Raw genomic sequence first — 16952 nt, 5'->3', positions numbered from 1 at the left:
AAGTCGTGCTCCATCCGTGGAGAATTCCGCCGCCGCCGACGGCGAGAGCCCGGCGGCCGTCGCCCACGTAGGTGGGACCGGCCGCGGTGCACGGCGAGGGGCCCGGCAGCCGAATCGGAATCGGCTGCCGGGCCCCTCGTCACGCGCCGCCTACAGGGTGCCGAAGCCCACCTTGCGCGGGGCGGGCTCGCCCAGCTCGACGTAGGCCAGGCGGTCGGCCGGGACCAGGACCTTGCGGCCCTTCTCGTCCACGAGGCTGAGCAGCTGCGACTTCCCCGCCAGCGCCTCGGAGACGAGGCGCTCGACCTCCTCGGCGCTCTGACCGCTCTCCAGAACGATCTCGCGGGGCGCGTGCTGCACGCCGATCTTGACCTCCACGGCTATGTCCCTCCGACGGTCAGTGGTGCGCGGGCGTCCGCGCCGTACGCTGCACACATTAGCCCGGTGAGGGGACGGGTACGCCGCGGCCGTCCACGCCAGGAGCGAACAGCGGACGGGAACAAAGAGCCGACGGTCCGCACGCGGGCGTGCGCGCTCAGTGCTGCTCGGTGCCGTGCAGCGGGAATCCGGCGATGCCCCGCCAGGCCAGCGAGGCCAGCAACTGCACCGCCTGGTCGCGCGGGACGCTGCGGTCGCTGTGCAGCCAGGAGCGGGCCACGACCTGGGCGAGGCCGCCCAGTCCCGAGGCCAGCAGCATCGACTCCGCGCGCGAGAGGCCGGTGTCCTCGGCGATCACGTCGCAGATCGCCTCGGCGCACTCGTTCGTCACCTTGTCGACGCGCTCGCGCACCGCCGTCTCGTTCGTCAGGTCCGACTCGAAGACCAGCCGGAACGCGCCGCCGTCGTCCTCCACGTACGCGAAGTAAGCGTCCATCGTGGCGCGCACGCGCTGCTTGTTGTCGCTCGTCGAGGCGAGCGCGCCCCGGACCGCCTGGATGAGCGATTCGCAGTGCTGGTCCAGCAGCGCCAGATAGAGGTCGAGCTTGCCCGGAAAGTGCTGGTAGAGCACCGGCTTGCTGACGCCGGCGCGCTCGGCGATGTCGTCCATCGCGGCAGCGTGATAGCCCTGCGCGACGAACACCTCCTGGGCGGCGCCCAGCAGCTGGTTCCGTCGGGCACGGCGCGGCAAGCGCGTGCCTCGCGGGCGCGCCGCCTCAGTTTGCTCGATGGCTGTCACGCCGCCTCCCAAAGTCGTCCTCATGCGGTGTGCCGCCGCCCGGCCATCGTACTTTTCGGTAACCGTGACGCGCGCGGTGCGAGCGCAGAATTTCACGGACCGGACGATGGTAAAAGCAGTACAGAACGTTTGCTACCGGTATGCAGTGGGCAGACTGCGCCTCCGTCTCGGCCTGCGCCGCCGTGAGTCCCTGGCGTGCGCGTCAGCGGTAGTCGTCCTCGTCGAGCGAGACGACGCGGGCCTGTTCGACGAGGTCGGCCTCGTTCGCCCGGGCGGGGTCGACGCCCTCCAGGGGGTCGTCGCGGCGCGGCGTGACGTCCGCGTGCTGTTCCGCGGCGTCGTTCTCCGGCGCCTCGACGTCGACCTCCGAGACCTCGTCGTCGTTCACGAACGTCTCGGGGTCGGTGGGGTCGACGGTCATGGCGGGCTCCCTTCCTACGAACGTCCCTGAGAATGCAGGGGCCACACGCGGGTGCCCTCTCTACGAGCCTAGGAGACACCCTTTTCGGACGCTATGCGATGTGCCCGGGAATCGCGCCGCCATCTGCGCGGTCCCCGACCTGTCCGCTGTGACGGCGAACACACAAGTCACGGCGTGATCGTCTCGTAACATTGCGGCATGTCTTCGACCGAGCTGCCCTCAGTGCCGCCCGCCAGTGTGCTGCCGAAGGCGGTGTCCGTCAGGGTCGCCGAGGGCGAGCGGCTGCGGTCGGTCGGACTGCCGGGCGTCACGCTGAAGATCCGTTCCAGGCCGCCCGCGCGCGAAGGGCTGGAACCGGCGCTCTACGTGCACGGTCTCGGCGGCTCCTCGCAGAACTGGTCCGCGCTGATGGCCCTGCTCGACGGCGTCGTCGACAGCGAGGCCGTCGACCTGCCCGGCTTCGGCGACTCCCCGCCCCCGGACGACGGCGACTACTCCGTCACCGCACACGCGCGTGCCGTCATCCGCTACCTGGACGCCTCCGCCCGCGGACCCGTGCACCTCCTCGGCAACTCGCTCGGCGGCGCGGTGTCCACGCGCGTCGCCGCCGTACGACCCGACCTCGTGCGCACCCTCACCCTCGTCTCGCCCGCACTGCCGGAGCTGCGCATACAGCGCACCGCGGTGCCCACGGGACTGCTCGGCGTCCCCGGAGTGGCCGCGCTGTTCAGCAGGTTCACCCGTGAGTGGACGGCCGAACAGCGCGTCCGCGGCGTCACCGCCCTCTGCTACGGCGACCCCGGGCGGGTCGCGCCGGAGTCCTTCCAGCACGCGGTGGAGGAGATGGAACGGCGGCTGCGGCTGCCGTACTTCTGGGACGCCATGACCCGCTCCGCGCGCGGGCTGGTCAACGCCTACACCCTGGGCGGCCAGCACGGACTGTGGCGCCAGGCCGAACGCGTCCTCGCCCCCACCCTCCTCGTCTACGGCGGCCGCGACCAGCTCGTCGGCTTCCGCATGGCGCAGCGGTCCGCACGCGCCTTCCGCGACTCTCGGCTGCTCACCCTGCCGGACGCCGGACACGTGGCGATGATGGAATACCCGGAGACGGTCGCCACGGCGTTCCGGGAACTGCTGGCGGAGACCCGTGCCCCGGACGCGGGAAGCGGGGCCGCTCCGGCCGCCGAGCGCGCCGGGTCCGTGGACGCGGGGAGCTGAGGGGGGACGTGGGACGGCACAGTCGACGGGGGCCGGCGCAGAGCAGCGCGCCGCGAGGTACGACCACCAGCGCCGAAGGGAGCGCCTCCGCAGGGGCGCGCGGAGGGGTTTCGAAGGCGGACGCGCGGGGCAGCCGCGATCAAGAAGCGGCGGGCCGGCCAAACGGCGGGACCCCAGCCCACGGCTTTCCCCCGCTTTCTGACAGATCCCCAGCCCACGGCTCGCCCAGGCTGCCCGAAGGCACTCCCGCGCACGGTTTCCCCCGGGTGGCTCGTGGCGGTCACCCCGAGCAGCGGGAAGCCGGGGGAGCATGGGGTGAGTTGACGGGACGTCCGGCGCAGGGTGCCGGGCCGCTGATCCCCCGTCAGCGACCGGCGTCCCCGGGCGGCCCCCGGCAGGACTACCTCGACGCATTTGAGGAGGACGACGTCTTCGCCCGCCGCAGGCCCCTGTCCGGCGCCGTCTCCTCGCACACGAGCGGCGACCCGTACGCCTCCGTCACCGAACGGGACCCGGAACCCCGTTCGGCCGACAGGGGCGAGGACGACGTGCCGCCCTCCGGCGCGCCCTCGTCCGGCAGGGGAGGCAAGGGGCGGGCCTTCACCGGCATCGCGGCCGCCGCCGTCACCACCGCGCTGGCGATCGTGGTCGCCGGACAGGTCACCGACGCGCGCGACGAGGACTCCGCCCGGTCGCAGACCGCCGCCGGCCAGGCCGCGCGCGACACCCGGGACTCCACCGGCCGGGGCGGCGGCCGTCCGGGCCCCTCCGCCGCGCTCCCCGAGGCGGCCCCGCTGACGTACGCGCAGCAGATGGACCGGAAGTACCCCCTCGGCGCAGAACTCACCGGCTCGGGCAGGTTCGACTCAGTGCCCGGCATCGAGAAGGCGCCCGGCAAGGGGCGCAAGTACACCTACCGCGTGGACGTCGAACAGGGACTCGGCCTCGACGCGGCGCTCTTCGCGCAGGCCGTGCAGAAGACGCTGAACGACCAGCGCAGCTGGGCGCACGACGGCGCACGCACCTTCGAACGCATCCACTCCGGCGAGCCCGACTTCGTCATCACCCTCGCCAGCCCCGGAACCACCGCCGAATGGTGCGCGAAGTCCGGTCTGGACACCACCATCGACAACGTCTCCTGCGACTCGGCCTCCACCGAACGCGTGATGATCAACGCCTACCGGTGGGCGCAGGGCTCGCAGACCTACGGCGACCAGATGTACGCCTACCGGCAGATGCTCATCAACCACGAGGTCGGCCACCGGCTCGGCTACAGCCATGTGACCTGCGACAAGAACGGCGACCTCGCGCCGGTCATGCAGCAGCAGACCAAGTTCCTGGAGCACGACGGGATCCGCTGCCTGCCCAACCCGTGGCCGTACCCCACGCAGTAGGTCCTCCCTAGCGGGGCACAACGCGTGCCGCGCGGGAAAGTTACGAGCGTTCACCCCTTTTGGTGGTGCGACGGACAACCGTCCGTCGCGCCACGCCCTCGTCCGCATACCTTCGTCCCGCTGCGAGCCGCCGACCAACGGCGGCTCCCGAACGGGAGATCGGGGGTGCACACGTGCGGATCGGACTGCTTACGGAGGGTGGCTATCCGTATGTGGGCGGTGACACCGGACCCTGGTGCGACCGGCTCGTACGGGGGCTCGGACAGCACGAGTTCGCCCTCTTCGCACTCAGCCGCAGCGAACGACAGGACACCGCCGGCCGGGTCGAACTGCCCCCGCAGGTCCGCAGCGTGCGCACGGCCCGGCTGTGGACGGCCGAGGACGACGGGGTCGCGTACGGCCGCCGCGCGCGCCGGCGGTTCACCGAGTGCTACGGCGAACTGGCGGCCGGGATCTCCGGGGCAAGCGCCCCGGACGTTCAGGCGGACCGTTTCGGCAGCGCGCTGTACGGGCTCGCCGAGCTGGCCCGCGACGAGGGCTCACTGGTGCGCGCACTCCGCTCGGAGGACGCGCTGCGCGCCCTGGAGCGCGCCTGCCGCGCCCCGGGCGCGACGCGCACGGCCCGCGAGGCGCGTGTGCCCGAACTGCTCGCGGTGGCGGCGCATGTGGAACGCCTCCTGCGGCCCCTTTCCCTCGGCTGGTACGAGGAGGAGGGGGGCGGAGGACGTGGTGAACGGGGTCATGGGGGCCGTGGGCACCATGGGGGCCGTGGCGGGGGCGGCCTCGGCGCGGTCGACCTGTGCCACGCGACCTCCGGAGGAGCGGCCGCCCTGGTGGGACTGCTGGCGTGGCACTTCTTCGGGGTGCCCCTGGTGGTCACGGAGTACGGAGTGCGGCTGCGGTCGCACTACCTGAACTTCGGAGCGGTGGAGGCGTCAGGGGAGGGCGGCACCGACGCGGGAGGTGACGTACTCGCCTCGGGGGAGGCGTCCCCCGCCGTGCGGGCGCTCGTCACCGCCTTCCACGGGCGGCTCGCCGCCGAGGTGTACCGCCGGGCCGCCTGTCTCACGGCCGGCAACGCGCACGCCCGGCGCTGGCAGGAGCGATGCGGCGCCGACCGGGCCAAGCTGCGCACCGTCCACCCCGGCAGGGACGCCGCGCCCTTCGCCGAGGTGGGCGACTCCCCTGACACCGCCGACCCGCGCACCCTCGTCTGGATCGGCCGCGTGGAGCCGGCGAAGGACCTGGTCTCCCTGCTGCACGCGTTCGCCGAGGTGCGCCGGGAGGAGCCCGGGACGCGACTGCGGATCATCGGCACGCCGAGCGGGCCGGAGGGCCGGGCGTATCTCGGCCACTGCCGTGCGCTGGCCGCGCAGCTCTTCCCCGACGAGGCGGCGGGACCGCACTGCGTCGGCGACAACCCGGTGTCCTTCGAGGACCTCGGCCACCCGGGTGCGCCCGGCCTCGCCGAGGCGTACGCGGCGGGCGCCGTCGTCGTTCTCTCCAGCGTCGTCGAGGGCTTCCCGGCCGGCCTGGTCGAGTCGATGTTCTGCGGGCGGGCGACCGTGTCGACGGACGTCGGCGCGGTGGTCGAGGTCATCGGCGGCACGGGACTGGTCGTGCCGCCGCGCAATCCGAGAGCGCTCGCCGACGCCTGTGTCGCGCTGCTGCGCGATCCCGAGCGCCGTGCGCGCCTGGGCGCGGCCGCCCGCGCACGAGCCCTCGAACTGTTCACCGTCGAGCAGAACGTCACGGCGTTCCACGACATCTACCTGGAGACCGTCTCCCGCACCCCCGTGCACCGTCCCGCCTTCGACGGCCCCGGTGAGCCCCGGCCCTTCGCCGTCCCGGCCGAGGCCCGCCTCGCGGGCCCCTGGACGGGCTCACGCAAGCGTGACGTGGCCGCGGGGCGGGTCGCCGCGGCCGAGGGGGCGCGATGAGCGGCCTCGGCGAACTGGACCGTCCCGCCACACCGGCGAGCCCGGGTTCCTCCGCGGTGGCATGGGACGGCCGATCGGAGGAGTGGCTCGCCCCGGAGGGCGAGGCCGTCGAAGACACGGCTCCGGAGGACGCGCTCTCCGCGGGCGTGGCCGTGGAGAACCGGGCAGAACCGTGCTCCGAGCGCCCCGCCGACTCCACGGGAGCGGCGGGGGAGCCGCCCTTACCCGCGCCCGCTCTCGCCTCCGGGCCCGCAGCTGCCTCTGCGCCGACAACCGCCCCTGCGTCGGAAGCCGCCCCCCGTCGCGGCGCCGGCGACCCCGTCAAGGCGTTGATGCACCGCCACCGTCACCTCTGTGAGCGCGCCGTCGACCCGCTGGAGATCGCCGCCGGTCTCGAGGCCCATGGGATGACCGACCGGACGGCCGCACGCTTCCGGCACCGGGACGTCTTCTCCCTCGCGGAGGAGATGTACGCCCGCGTTCCCCGCGACGGCGACCGCCCCGTACGCCCCGCCCCCGCCGCCGCACCCCGAGCCCGCTCCGACTGGGCGCTGCTCACCCTCCTGCCCGGCGCCCTGTTCGCCGCGACCGTCACCGGACTGCGCCTGACCGACGGCCAGACGCGCCTCTGCCTGGCGACCGCGGGCGTCCTCGCCGTCCTCCTCGCCCTGTGCGCGGCACTGCGCCGAGGCCCGCTGAGCCCGCACGGCCACGCGCACCCCGGCTCACTCGGCGCCAGCGGCTGGACCTGCGCGCTGTTCGCCTACGCGGCCCTCGGCGACGGACTCCTCCGCGCCGCCGTGAACGGCGGCCCCGACGGCCTGCCCACCGGGGCGAACGACGGCCCCTGGCCGCTCACCCTCGCGCCCCCGCTGACCCTCGTCCTGGCCTGCGCCCCCGCCGCGTGGAGCGCGCACCTCCTCGCGGTGGGCGCCTGCCGACGACTGGAGGCCAGCCGGGGCCTGGAGGAGTTCACCGCCGCCGTGCGTCCTCTGGTGTTCGGCGTGTTCGCCCTGTTCCTGTGCGCCCTCACCGCCCTGACCGGACTCTGCGCCAAGGCCCTCGGAGAGACCGCCGACCACCCCCGGACCCTCACCCTCGGCATGCTGCTCTTCCTCGCCCGCCTCCTCGTCGTGCACGGCTCGCCCCGGCTTCCGGTGCTCCTCCTCGGCGCCGCGGGCGCCGCCGAGACGATCGCCGTGGCCACTGTCTTCACGGGCCGTCTGCCGGGCTGCGGCTTCCTCGCCGTGCCCGTCGAGTCCCTCGTCGCCGCCTGGGGACCAACCGGCGTACCCGCCCTCACCTGCGGTGCGGCCGCGCTGGCCCTGCTGATCCACGCGAGCCGCACGCTCCCCAGGGTGTCCGCCCACGCGCGAACGGACCAGCCGTGCTGACACCGAACCGCCCCGGCCGCGGCGCCCTCCCGTGCCCTGCCGCCCCACGACCTCCGCGCGCAGCGCCACCCCCACCGTGCACGGACCGCACGACGCACGCGCTCCTCCATCCACGCGACACCCGAAGGAGAGACCAGATGACCACCTCCCGATCCGGAGCGACCGGGACCGCCGGAGCCCCGGCGGCCGCAGGCGCCCTCGCGGCCACGGGAACGACCGGAGCGCACACCCCGGGAGCGGCACGATGAGGGTCCTGCTGATCGGAGCCAACGGCTACGTCGGGCGCTTCGTCGCCGACCGTCTGCTCGCCGACCCGGCCGTCCAGCTCACCGCGCTCGGCCGCGGCGACGACGCGGACGTCCGCTTCGACCTCGCGACCGGCAGCCCCGGCGCGCTCACCCGCTTCCTCGACGCGGTCCACCCCCAGGTCGTCGTCAACTGCGCGGGCGCCACCCGCGGCGGCGCCCGCGAACTCACCCGCCACAACACCGTCGCCGTCGCCACCGTCTGCGAGGCCCTGCGTCGCAGCGGCTGCGGCGCACGGCTCGTCCAGATCGGCTGCGGCGCCGAGTACGGCCCGAGCCAGCCCGGCTCCTCCACGGCCGAGGACGCCGTCCCCCGTCCCGGCGGTCCGTACGGCGTCAGCAAACTCGCCGCCACCGAACTCGTCCTCGGCTCCGGTCTCGACGCGGTGGTGCTCCGGGTCTTCTCGCCCGCCGGGCCCGGCACCCCCGCCGGCTCGCCGCTCGGCCGGCTCGCCGAGGCCATGCGCCGTGCCATGCAGTCCGGCGACGGGGAGCTCAAGCTCGGCGGACTCGGGGCCCAGCGCGACTTCGTCGACGTCCGCGACGTCGCCCGCGCCGTGCACGCCGCCTCCCTCTCCGCCGCGCAGGGCGTCATCAACATCGGTTCCGGCCGCGCCGTCCGGCTGCGCGACGCCGCCGCGATTCTTGCGCGCGTGGCCGGATACGGCGGCGCCCTCCACGAGCTCGACGGCCCGCCCGGCGGCCACTTCCGGCCGACCATCGGCCATCCCCGCGCCGACGCCGACCACGCGGTCCCGGTCGCGTACCCGTACCCCGACGGCTGCGGCAGCTGGCAGCAGGCCGATGTGCGCACCGCGCGCGACCGGCTCGGCTGGCGGCCCCGGATCAACCTGGAGGAGTCCCTCGCCGACATCTGGATGGAGGCCGCGTGTCGTATCTGACCGGCGCCCCGGCGGGTGCCGCGGACACCGACGTACGCACCGGCTTCGGCGTGCCCGGCATCGCGCACCCCCTCCTCGCGCAGACCGAGTGGGACGAGCTCACCCGCCCCGGCAGAAGCCTGCACTGGGTCGTCCTCGACGTCGCCGGCGGCCCCGGCGTCCGCCCCGACCCGCACTGCCTCGAAGCCGCCGGCCGGCTCCGCAACGCCGGCGTCCGCGTCCTGGGCCACCTCGACCTCGCCCACGGCGCCCGCGCCCTGCCCGAGGTCGTCTCCGACGCGCAACGGCACGTCGACTGGTACCAGGTCGACGGCTTCTTCCTGGACCGCTCCCCGTCCGACCGCACGGCGCTCCCCGGGATCCGCCGCACGGTCAGCACCCTGCGCACGCTCCGCGAGAGCCCCCACATCGTCCTCGGCCATGGCGTCCACCCCTACCCGGGCTACGCCGAGAACGCCGACCAGCTCGTCACCTTCTCCGGCGCGTGGAGCGACTACCGCTGGTCGCAGGCGGCCGAATGGACCGCCGCCTACCCGCCCGAGCGCTTCTGCCACCTCGTCCACGGCGTGCCCGGCGCACACCTGGAGGAGGCGCTGCGCATCGCCCGCTGGCACGGTGCGGCGACCATCTGGTTCACCGACCGCGGCGACGGCGGCGGACTGACCGACCCCTGGGAGACCATGCCCGGCTACTGGGACGAGATCGTCTCGCGGATCGGAACAGGTGTCTCGGAATGAAGAAGCCCATGGCAGTGTTACGGGGAGAACAACCGTAGTGATTGACCGACCAACGGAGTCCCCGTGTCGCTGCCACCCCTGGTCGAGCCGGCCGCCGAGCTCACCGTAGACGAGGTCCGCCGGTACTCCCGCCACCTGATCATCCCCGACGTCGGGATGGACGGGCAGAAGCGGCTGAAGAACGCCAAGGTGCTGTGTGTCGGCGCCGGCGGCCTGGGCTCGCCGGCGCTGATGTACCTGGCCGCGGCGGGCGTGGGCACGCTCGGCATCGTGGAGTTCGACGAGGTGGACGAGTCCAACCTGCAGCGTCAGATCATCCACAGCCAGGCCGACATCGGCCGCTCCAAGGCTGAGTCCGCGCGCGACTCCGTCCTCGGCATCAACCCGTACGTCAACGTGGTCCTTCACGAGGAGCGGCTCGAGGCCGACAACGTGATGGATATCTTCGGCCAGTACGACCTGATCGTCGACGGCACGGACAACTTCGCGACCCGCTACCTGGTCAACGACGCGTGCGTGCTGCTGAACAAGCCGTACGTGTGGGGCTCGATCTACCGCTTCGACGGCCAGGCGTCCGTGTTCTGGTCGGAGCACGGTCCCTGCTACCGCTGCCTCTACCCGGAGCCCCCGCCCCCCGGCATGGTCCCCTCCTGCGCCGAGGGCGGCGTGCTCGGCGTGCTGTGCGCGTCCATCGGCTCCATCCAGGTCAACGAGGCCATCAAGCTCCTCGCGGGCATCGGCGAGCCGCTGGTCGGCCGCCTGATGATCTACGACGCCCTGGAGATGCAGTACCGCCAGGTCAAGGTCCGCAAGGACCCGGACTGCGCGGTCTGCGGCGAGAACGCGACCGTCACCGAGCTCATCGACTACGAGGCCTTCTGCGGCGTCGTCTCCGAGGAGGCCCAGGAGGCGGCCGCCGGCTCGACGATCACTCCCAAGCAGCTCAAGGAGTGGATCGACGACGGCGAGAACATCGAGATCATCGACGTCCGCGAGCCGAACGAGTACGAGATCGTCTCCATCCCGGGCGCCACGCTGATCCCGAAGAACGAGTTCCTCATGGGCACCGCCCTGCAGAGCCTCCCCCAGGACAAGAAGATCGTCTTGCACTGCAAGACGGGTGTCCGCAGTGCGGAAGTCCTCGCGGTCCTGAAGTCCGCCGGCTTCGCGGACGCGGTGCACGTCGGCGGCGGCGTGATCGGCTGGGTCAACCAGATCGAGCCGGACAAGCCGGTCTACTGACCGGCCGGCCGATCCGGCCCACCGGTTCCGGCGGCGGGGGTTTCGCGCACCACAGGTGTGTGAGACCCCCGCCGCCGTCATGAGCAGACCGTGCCGTCCTTCGGCGTCTTGCCGTTCAGCAGATAGCCGTCCACCGCCGAGTCGACGCAGCCGCTCCCGCTCCCGTAGGCGCCGTGCCCCTCGCCCTTCCAGGTGAGCAAGGCCCCTACGCCCCGGCCGAGTTCGTTCGCCATCCTGCGCGCGCCCTCGTACGGTGTCGCCGGGTCCCCGGTGTTGCCGACCAGCAGGATCGGCGCCGAGCCCGCCGCGCTCACCTCCGGTGTGTCGAACTGGCCCGCCACCGGCCAGTCGTGGCACCACCCCGCCGTGTCCCAGCCGAGGAACGAGCCGAACACGGGGGAGATCCTCTCGAACTCCGGCAGCAGCCTCTTCGTCTCCTCGACCGTCGGCCGCTGCCTGTCGTCCAAGCACGATATGAGCCGTTGCGCGTGGTTCGACGTGCCGTAGTGCCCGTCGGTGTCGCGGTCGTTGTAGGCGTCGGCGAGGCGCAGCAGCTCCGAACCGTCGCCCTGATAGGCCGACTTGAGGGCGCTGGTCAGACTGGGCCAGGCCGCCTCGCTGTACAGCGGCACCACGATGCCGATGAGCGCGAGCGTCTGGGTGAGCGTGCGTCCGGACGAGGTCGGCAGCGGCTTTGAGTCGATCCGCTTCAAGAGCGCGGCGATCTTCTCACTGCCCCGCCTCGGGTCCTGGCCGGTCGACCTGAGGTAGTTGTCGAGCGCCAGCTGGAAGCCCTTGGCCTGGTTCTTGGCGTGGCCAACGGTGTCGGCGGTCGGGTCGACCACCGCGTCGAGGACCACGCGCCCCACGTTCTTCGGGAACAAGTGGGCGTAGACGCCGCCCAGTTCGGTGCCGTAGGAGATGCCGAAGTAGTGCAGCTCGTCGTCGCCGAGGACCTGGCGCATCAGGTCCATGTCGCGGGCCGTGTCGGTGGTGGAGACATGGGCCGTCTTCTTCCCGGCGGCCTTCCGGCATCCCCGGGCGAAGTCGGAGGCGTCTTTCAGGAACGCCCGTTCCTCGGCCGCGTCGTCAGGGGTGGAGTCGACGGCCTCGGCTGCCTGGATCTCCTTGTCGCTTCGGCAGCGGACCCCGCCCTGCGCCCCGACACCGCGTGGGTCCCAGCTGACCAGGTCGTAGCGCTCGTGCAGCGAGGACACCGTGGAGGCGTACGACGGCATCGTGGACACACCCGATCCGCCCGGGCCGCCGAAGTTGAAGAGCAGCGAACCGATGCGGTCCTCGCCCTTGCCCTTGGCCTTGGACCGGATCAGGGCGAGGCCGATCGTCTCGCCGTCAGGCCGAGCCCAGTCCAGGGGGACCTTCAGCGTCGCGCACTGCCAGTCGTCGCCCGGTGCGGGGGCGCCCTCGGTGGTACGGCACCGCCCCCAGTCGGGTTTCTGCGAGGTGAGGGACGTGGGCAGCGCCGACGCCGGTGCGGCGCCGCCGTCGGGCGCGGCGGCGGACGGGCGGGCGGGGTCCTTCGCCTTCCCGCCGTCGCCTCCCTTGCCGTCGGACGACGAGCCGTCGCCGCAGCCCGTCACCAGCAGTGCGGTGGCCGCCCCCAACGCCGTCCAACGGGCGGCCCCCCGCGCCGTCCACCGTGCGAAAAGCCTCATGTCTCTTCCCCCCTCACAAGCCGTCCGACTGCGTCCGCGAACGGCGGTCATGCCATGGTAGGCGGATCACCGCCGACCCGTCGGAGCCTGTGGATAACTCTCTGAACTGCGCTTTCGCTTAGGAACAGACGGTCCCCGCCGGCGGCACCCGCCCGTCCAGAAGGTATCCGTCGACCGCCCGCTGCACGCATTTGTTCTTGCTGTCATAGGCGCCGTGTCCCTGTCCCCGGTAGGTCAGCTCCACGCCGACGCCCTTGCCCAGCGCGTCCACCATCTTCCGCGCGCCCTCGTACGGAGTGGCCGGGTCACCGGTGTTGCCCACGACGAGGATCGGGGCCGAGCCGGGAGCGCTGACGTCGGGATGGTCGGCCGCGCCCGGCACCGCCCAGTCCGTACAGCTGAGCATGCTCCAGGCCAGGAAGTCCCCGAACAGAGGGGAGGCGGCGCGGAACTCCGGCAGTTTGCCCTGCACGAAGTCGGGCGAGTAACGCGGCTTGTCGTCGGCGCAGTTGATCGACACGTTGGCGGCGGTGATGTTGCTGTACTCGCCGTTCTCGCTGCGGCCGTTCATCGAGTCGGACAGCAGCATCAGGGTCCTGCCGTCCCCGTCGTAGGCCTGCTCCAGCCCTTCGGTCAGGTACTCCCAGAAGTCCTTCGAGTAGAGAGCCTGCGCGATGCCGTTGGTCGCGGCGCTCTGGGTCAGCTCGCGGGGGAAGATCCCCGGGATCGGCTTGCTGTCGAGGTCCTTCAGCAGGCGGGCGATCTTGTCCTTGACGTCCTGAGCGGTATCGCCGACGGGGCAGTCCTCGACCTTCGACGTGCAGTCCTCGGCGAAGTTGTCCAGTGCGAGCTGGAAGCCCCGGGCCTGCCCCAGCGAGCCCTGCTCGGGCGTCTGCGTCGGATCGACGACCGCGTCGAACACGGCCCGCCCGACCCGCTGGGGGAAGAGGTGGGCGTAGACGCCGCCGAGTTCGGTGCCGTAGGAGATGCCGAAGTAGTGCAGTTTGTCGTCGCCGAGGACCTGGCGCATGAGGTCCATGTCACGGGCCGCGTCGGTGGTGCGCACGTGCGGCAGCATCGTCTTCGAGTTCTTCTCGCAGGCGCCGTTGAACGCCTGGACGTTGTCCACGTAGGCGGTGCGCTCGGCGGCGTCGTCCGGTGTCATGTCCTGCTGGAAGTAGGCGTCGAGCTGCTGGTCGTTCTCGCAGCGCACGCCGGCGCTGCGGCCGACGCCTCGAGGGTCGAAGCTGACCAGGTCGTAGCGGGTGCGCAAAGTCGCGTAGTCCTCGCCGAACGCGGGCAGGGTGGCGACGCCCGAGCCGCCCGGGCCGCCGAAGTTGAACACCAGGGAGCCGATCCGCCGGCTCGCCTCGCCGCTGGCCCGGGCCCGGATCAGCGCGATGCCGATCGTGTCGCCCTTCGGCTCGGCCCAGTCCAGCGGCGCCCGCATCGTGGCGCACTGCCACGCGTCGCCGTCGGGCAGCGGGGACGGCGCGCTGCCGCCGCCCTCCGCCGGCGACGGCGCCGGGCAGTCCTCCCACCGCAGTTCCTGCGCCGCCAGGTCCGCCTGCGGGGAGTCGCCGCCGCAGCCCGCCACCAGGCACGACGACACAAGGACGGCGACGGTCAGGGCGGCGGCGCGCACACGGGAGGGATTCGGCATGCTCCCATCCTGAGGCGGCGCGGAAGCACGCGCGCGGGACGCGGTCCGTACGAGGTACGGGCGGCCGGTGGCCTCGTGGTCAGCGACGCCCTCATGCCGTCGCGTCGCCTCAGAGGGCGCCCTTGCGGGTCAGATGGTTGAAGGCCAGCCAGCCAGGCAGCACCGGGATCCACAGCGTGAGCAGCCGGAACAGCAGGACGGCCGGCGCGGCGACCTCCTTGGGCAGGCCGACCGCGATGAGACCGACGGTCAGGGTCGCCTCGACCGCGCCGACACCGCCGGGCGTCGGCGCGGCCGAGCCGAGCGCGTTGCCCGCGAGGAAGACGACGGCGACGCTGGCGATGCTGATCGAGGCGTCCTGGTCGCCGAACGCGCGGATCGACGCGTCCAGGCACATCACGAAGCAGGCGGTGAGCAGCAGCATGCCGCCGATGCCGGTGACGAGCTTCTGGGGGCGCTGGAGCACGTCCAGCATGCGCGGCACGACCCCGGCGAACAGCGACCTCACGCGCGTGGCGACGAACTTCCGCAGGAACGGCACCGAGGTGACCACGAGCACCAGCACCGCCACCGTCAGCAGACCCGCGATCACGGTGCGGGACGGCGACAGCGACGGCGTCTTCTCGGTGCCGGTGAGATAGCCGAACGACAGCAGCATCAGGATGTGGCAGCCGAGCCCGAACAGCTGCGAGGCGCCCACGCTCGCCACCGCGAGCCCCGGCCGCACGCCCGCACGCTGCAGGAAGCGCGTGTTCAGGGCGACCCCGCCGACGGCGGCCGGGGCCACGATCTTCACGAAGGACCCCGCCACCTGCGCCGCCACCGTGCGCGGGAACGGCACCCGCTCCGGCACGAACCCCAGCAGGCTCATCGCCGCGGCGACATAGCTGAGCGCCGAGAACAGCACAGCCGCGGCGACCCACCCCCACTCCGCGTTGGCGACGAGCGGGCCGAACTCGATGTGCGTGAGCTGCGTCAGCAGGAAGTACGCGCCGATGGCGCCGGCGATGAAGCTGATCAGGGTGCGCGGACGCACCCGCTCCAGCCGGGCCGGCTCGACCGGCGCCTGGGGCCGGATCCGCAGCACCTCGTGCCGGATCTGCGTCAGCAGATCCTCCTCGCGGGCCTCCTCCAGCGCCTCGTCGATGGCCCGCTTCTCCGCCCGCGCCTCCGCGCGCTCGACCTTCTTGGCGGACTTCTCCAAGGTCACCGCGGGAGCGTCGCCCGCGGCCTCCTGGCGGGCCAGCTTGGCCTGCTGGGAGGCCTCCAGCACGGCGTCCCGCTCGCGCTGCGCCCGCTCCCGGGCGAGTCTGCGCAGCGTCGCGCGCGTGGAGCGGCTGAGCGCGATGGGCTGGAGCATCGGCAGGCAGTCGGCGACGGCGTCGGGACCGAGCACGCCCACCGCCGAGGCGACCGCGCGCTCCGCGCCCACCCGCAGGCCGAGCGTGACCAGCAGCTGCGAGGTGTCCATGCGCAGCAGCAGGTCACCGGCCGCGATCTCGCCGACCCGGAGGTCGGTGAGGATCACCGTGCCGGAACGATCCACCAGGATCGCGTCGCCCACCAGCCTGCGGTGCGCGATGCGCCGGGACTGCAGGGCGCGCACCTGGTGCCAGGCATCGCGCAGCAGGTCGTCGGTGATCTCCTCGTCCGGCAGCGAGTCCAGGGTGCGGCCGCCCGTGTGCTCGTAGATGAGCATCACGGCGTCCGGACCCAGCTCGGAGGTCGCGATCAGCTTGGGCGCGTTGGCGCCGGCCGCGATGGCCGCGTAGGCGAGCAGTGCTTCCTGCTCCAGCGCCTGCCGCAGAGACTGAAGGCTGCTGCGGGTGGCGAAACCGCGCAGCGTCAGATTGCGCCACGCGCGGTAGAAGAAGCCCTGCGCCTGCTGCTCACGGTCGACCACCGTGACGTCCAGCGGCGGGCCGTCCTCCAGGGTGACGAAGTAGCGCCGCCCGCGGTCGCCGGTCTCCGGGGTGTCGGCGACCTCCTGGCGGGCCGCGCTGACCGGGCGGAAACCGACGTGCCGCAGCCCCGCCATGAGGGTCCGGCCGGTGGGGCGGACGTTCGGCGAGCCGACGGCGTACAGGGTGCCGTACGCCACCGTCCAGCCGATCAGCACCGTCAGGATGATCGAGAACGGGGTGGTGTAGCCGGTGACCAGCATCGAGAAGGCGTCGAGGAGCAGCACGATCCACAGCACGGCACGCCATCGCGGCCGGCGCGACATGCCGACGGCCGTCATGTAGGCGATGACGGGCGCGAGGTAGCCGTGCACGGGGTCGGTGAGGGCGGTGATGTCGCCGGGGGAGGGCTGGGTGAGCGCCTCCTGGATCGAGTCCGGGGCCGCCTTGGCCACCCACAGGTCGGTGGCGAGGGTCACCCCGTGCGCGAGGACGGCCGCGAGCACGCCGTCGGCGATGCGCAGCCCGTCCCGTTTGATCAGCCGTTCGATGGCGAAGGCGACCGGGACCAGCAGGATCGCGATGCTGGACGCCAGGCCCGCGATCTTGATGAGGAGATCGGGGGCCTGCCCCGTGCCCTTGTTGATGTCCTGCTCGAGGCCGGAGGTCGTCCCGTGGGCGAAGGCGGCGATGGCGATCAGGACGATCACGCCGAGGACGCCCACCAGCAGCCGCATGAGGTCGGAAGGGCGGTGCACGCGCGCGGGGAGCAGCGGCTCGTCGCCCTCGACCTCGTCGATGTGCGTCACTTCGACGAGCTCGGGGTCCTGGCCCGCCGTCTGTTCCGCGAGCGCTTTCGCGTTCTGCTCCGCCTTTCGCGCGGGGTCCGGGCGCGACGCAGCGTCAGAGGTGCCCTCCGCTCCCTCGGGACGCACACCCTGCTGCTTCATCGTCTCTTCTTGGTCTCGTATCACCGGTCACC

General features: G+C 72.6%; 13 protein-coding genes. 7 read left to right on the top strand and 6 right to left on the bottom strand.

Annotated elements, in window-relative coordinates; translation table 11 throughout:
• Window positions 1–150: 150 nt before the first annotated feature.
• From EV567_RS24795 to EV567_RS24785, 3 genes are all read right to left on the bottom strand, one after another.
• Entirely contained in the window at window positions 151–378 is a 228-nt protein-coding gene (locus EV567_RS24795) for a DUF3107 domain-containing protein (protein WP_130443775.1), read from the bottom strand.
• A gap of 157 nt (window positions 379–535) precedes the next feature.
• Complete coding sequence (locus EV567_RS24790; protein WP_130443773.1) at window positions 536–1177, bottom strand: TetR/AcrR family transcriptional regulator; 642 nt, start codon at window positions 1175–1177, stop codon at window positions 536–538.
• Between the two features lie 202 nt (window positions 1178–1379).
• On the bottom strand, window positions 1380–1598 hold the full coding sequence (locus tag EV567_RS24785; RefSeq protein ID WP_130443771.1) for a hypothetical protein: 219 nt from the start codon (window positions 1596–1598) through the stop codon (window positions 1380–1382).
• A 198-nt stretch (window positions 1599–1796) separates the two neighbouring features.
• Here EV567_RS24785 and EV567_RS24780 point away from each other — a divergent pair, with 198 nt between their 5' ends.
• The 7 genes from EV567_RS24780 to moeZ all read left to right on the top strand — a co-directional run bounded on the left by EV567_RS24780 (window position 1797) and on the right by moeZ (window position 10730).
• Window positions 1797–2816 carry an alpha/beta fold hydrolase gene (locus EV567_RS24780; protein WP_130443769.1) on the top strand — a complete coding sequence of 340 codons (1020 nt, stop codon included), beginning with the start codon at window positions 1797–1799 and terminating at the stop codon, window positions 2814–2816.
• The gene (locus EV567_RS24775; protein ID WP_130443940.1) at window positions 2813–4210 is read left to right on the top strand and encodes a DUF3152 domain-containing protein; all 1398 of its coding nucleotides are present in this window, start codon (window positions 2813–2815) and stop codon (window positions 4208–4210) included. Before EV567_RS24780 ends, EV567_RS24775 begins: the two co-directional genes overlap by 4 nt.
• Window positions 4211–4383: 173 nt before the next feature.
• Entirely contained in the window at window positions 4384–6150 is a 1767-nt protein-coding gene (locus EV567_RS24770) for a DUF3492 domain-containing protein (protein WP_130443767.1), read from the top strand.
• Window positions 6147–7544, top strand: coding sequence for a hypothetical protein (locus tag EV567_RS24765; RefSeq protein WP_130443765.1), 1398 nt, complete (start codon window positions 6147–6149; stop codon window positions 7542–7544). The genes EV567_RS24770 and EV567_RS24765 overlap by 4 nt, the downstream gene beginning before the upstream one ends.
• Before the next feature lie 244 nt (window positions 7545–7788).
• Window positions 7789–8751 (top strand): NAD(P)-dependent oxidoreductase, encoded by a 963-nt coding sequence (locus EV567_RS24760; RefSeq protein WP_130443763.1) that lies wholly within the window; start codon window positions 7789–7791, stop codon window positions 8749–8751.
• Window positions 8739–9488: a spherulation-specific family 4 protein gene (locus tag EV567_RS24755; RefSeq protein WP_130443762.1), complete on the top strand. Its 750-nt coding sequence runs from the start codon at window positions 8739–8741 to the stop codon at window positions 9486–9488. The genes EV567_RS24760 and EV567_RS24755 overlap by 13 nt, the downstream gene beginning before the upstream one ends.
• A 63-nt stretch (window positions 9489–9551) precedes the next feature.
• Window positions 9552–10730 (top strand): adenylyltransferase/sulfurtransferase MoeZ, encoded by a 1179-nt coding sequence (gene moeZ / locus EV567_RS24750; RefSeq protein WP_130443760.1) that lies wholly within the window; start codon window positions 9552–9554, stop codon window positions 10728–10730.
• Window positions 10731–10807: 77 nt separating this feature from the next.
• Here the strand turns inward: moeZ and EV567_RS24745 are convergent, their stop codons facing one another.
• The 3 genes from EV567_RS24745 to EV567_RS24735 form a co-directional block, all read right to left on the bottom strand.
• Window positions 10808–12406 carry an alpha/beta hydrolase gene (locus tag EV567_RS24745; RefSeq protein WP_130443758.1) on the bottom strand — a complete coding sequence of 533 codons (1599 nt, stop codon included), beginning with the start codon at window positions 12404–12406 and terminating at the stop codon, window positions 10808–10810.
• A gap of 118 nt (window positions 12407–12524) precedes the next feature.
• The gene (locus EV567_RS24740) at window positions 12525–14069 is read right to left on the bottom strand and encodes an alpha/beta hydrolase (protein ID WP_130443756.1); all 1545 of its coding nucleotides are present in this window, start codon (window positions 14067–14069) and stop codon (window positions 12525–12527) included.
• Between the two features lie 109 nt (window positions 14070–14178).
• The gene (locus tag EV567_RS24735) at window positions 14179–16920 is read right to left on the bottom strand and encodes a lysylphosphatidylglycerol synthase domain-containing protein (protein ID WP_130443754.1); all 2742 of its coding nucleotides are present in this window, start codon (window positions 16918–16920) and stop codon (window positions 14179–14181) included.
• Window positions 16921–16952: the final 32 nt, after the last annotated feature.

Source organism: Streptomyces sp. BK239, assembly GCF_004217285.1.
Classification (GTDB): Bacteria; Actinomycetota; Actinomycetes; order Streptomycetales; family Streptomycetaceae; genus Streptomyces.
The sequence above is the reverse complement of the archived record's forward strand: the minus strand, read 5'-3'. Positions and strand labels throughout refer to the sequence as shown.

Bases quoted from the DNA above. Each gene is read 5' to 3' on its own strand.
- EV567_RS24785 (WP_130443771.1), bottom strand. From the start codon at position 1,598: ATGACCGTCGACCCCACCGACCCCGAGACGTTCGTGAACGACGACGAG.
- EV567_RS24780 (WP_130443769.1), top strand. From the start codon at position 1,797: ATGTCTTCGACCGAGCTGCCCTCAGTGCCGCCCGCCAGTGTGCTGCCG.
- EV567_RS24765 (WP_130443765.1), top strand. From the start codon at position 6,147: ATGAGCGGCCTCGGCGAACTGGACCGTCCCGCCACACCGGCGAGCCCG.
- EV567_RS24760 (WP_130443763.1), top strand. From the start codon at position 7,789: ATGAGGGTCCTGCTGATCGGAGCCAACGGCTACGTCGGGCGCTTCGTC.
- EV567_RS24745 (WP_130443758.1), bottom strand. From the start codon at position 12,406: ATGAGGCTTTTCGCACGGTGGACGGCGCGGGGGGCCGCCCGTTGGACG.
- EV567_RS24740 (WP_130443756.1), bottom strand. From the start codon at position 14,069: ATGCCGAATCCCTCCCGTGTGCGCGCCGCCGCCCTGACCGTCGCCGTC.
- EV567_RS24735 (WP_130443754.1), bottom strand. From the start codon at position 16,920: ATGAAGCAGCAGGGTGTGCGTCCCGAGGGAGCGGAGGGCACCTCTGAC.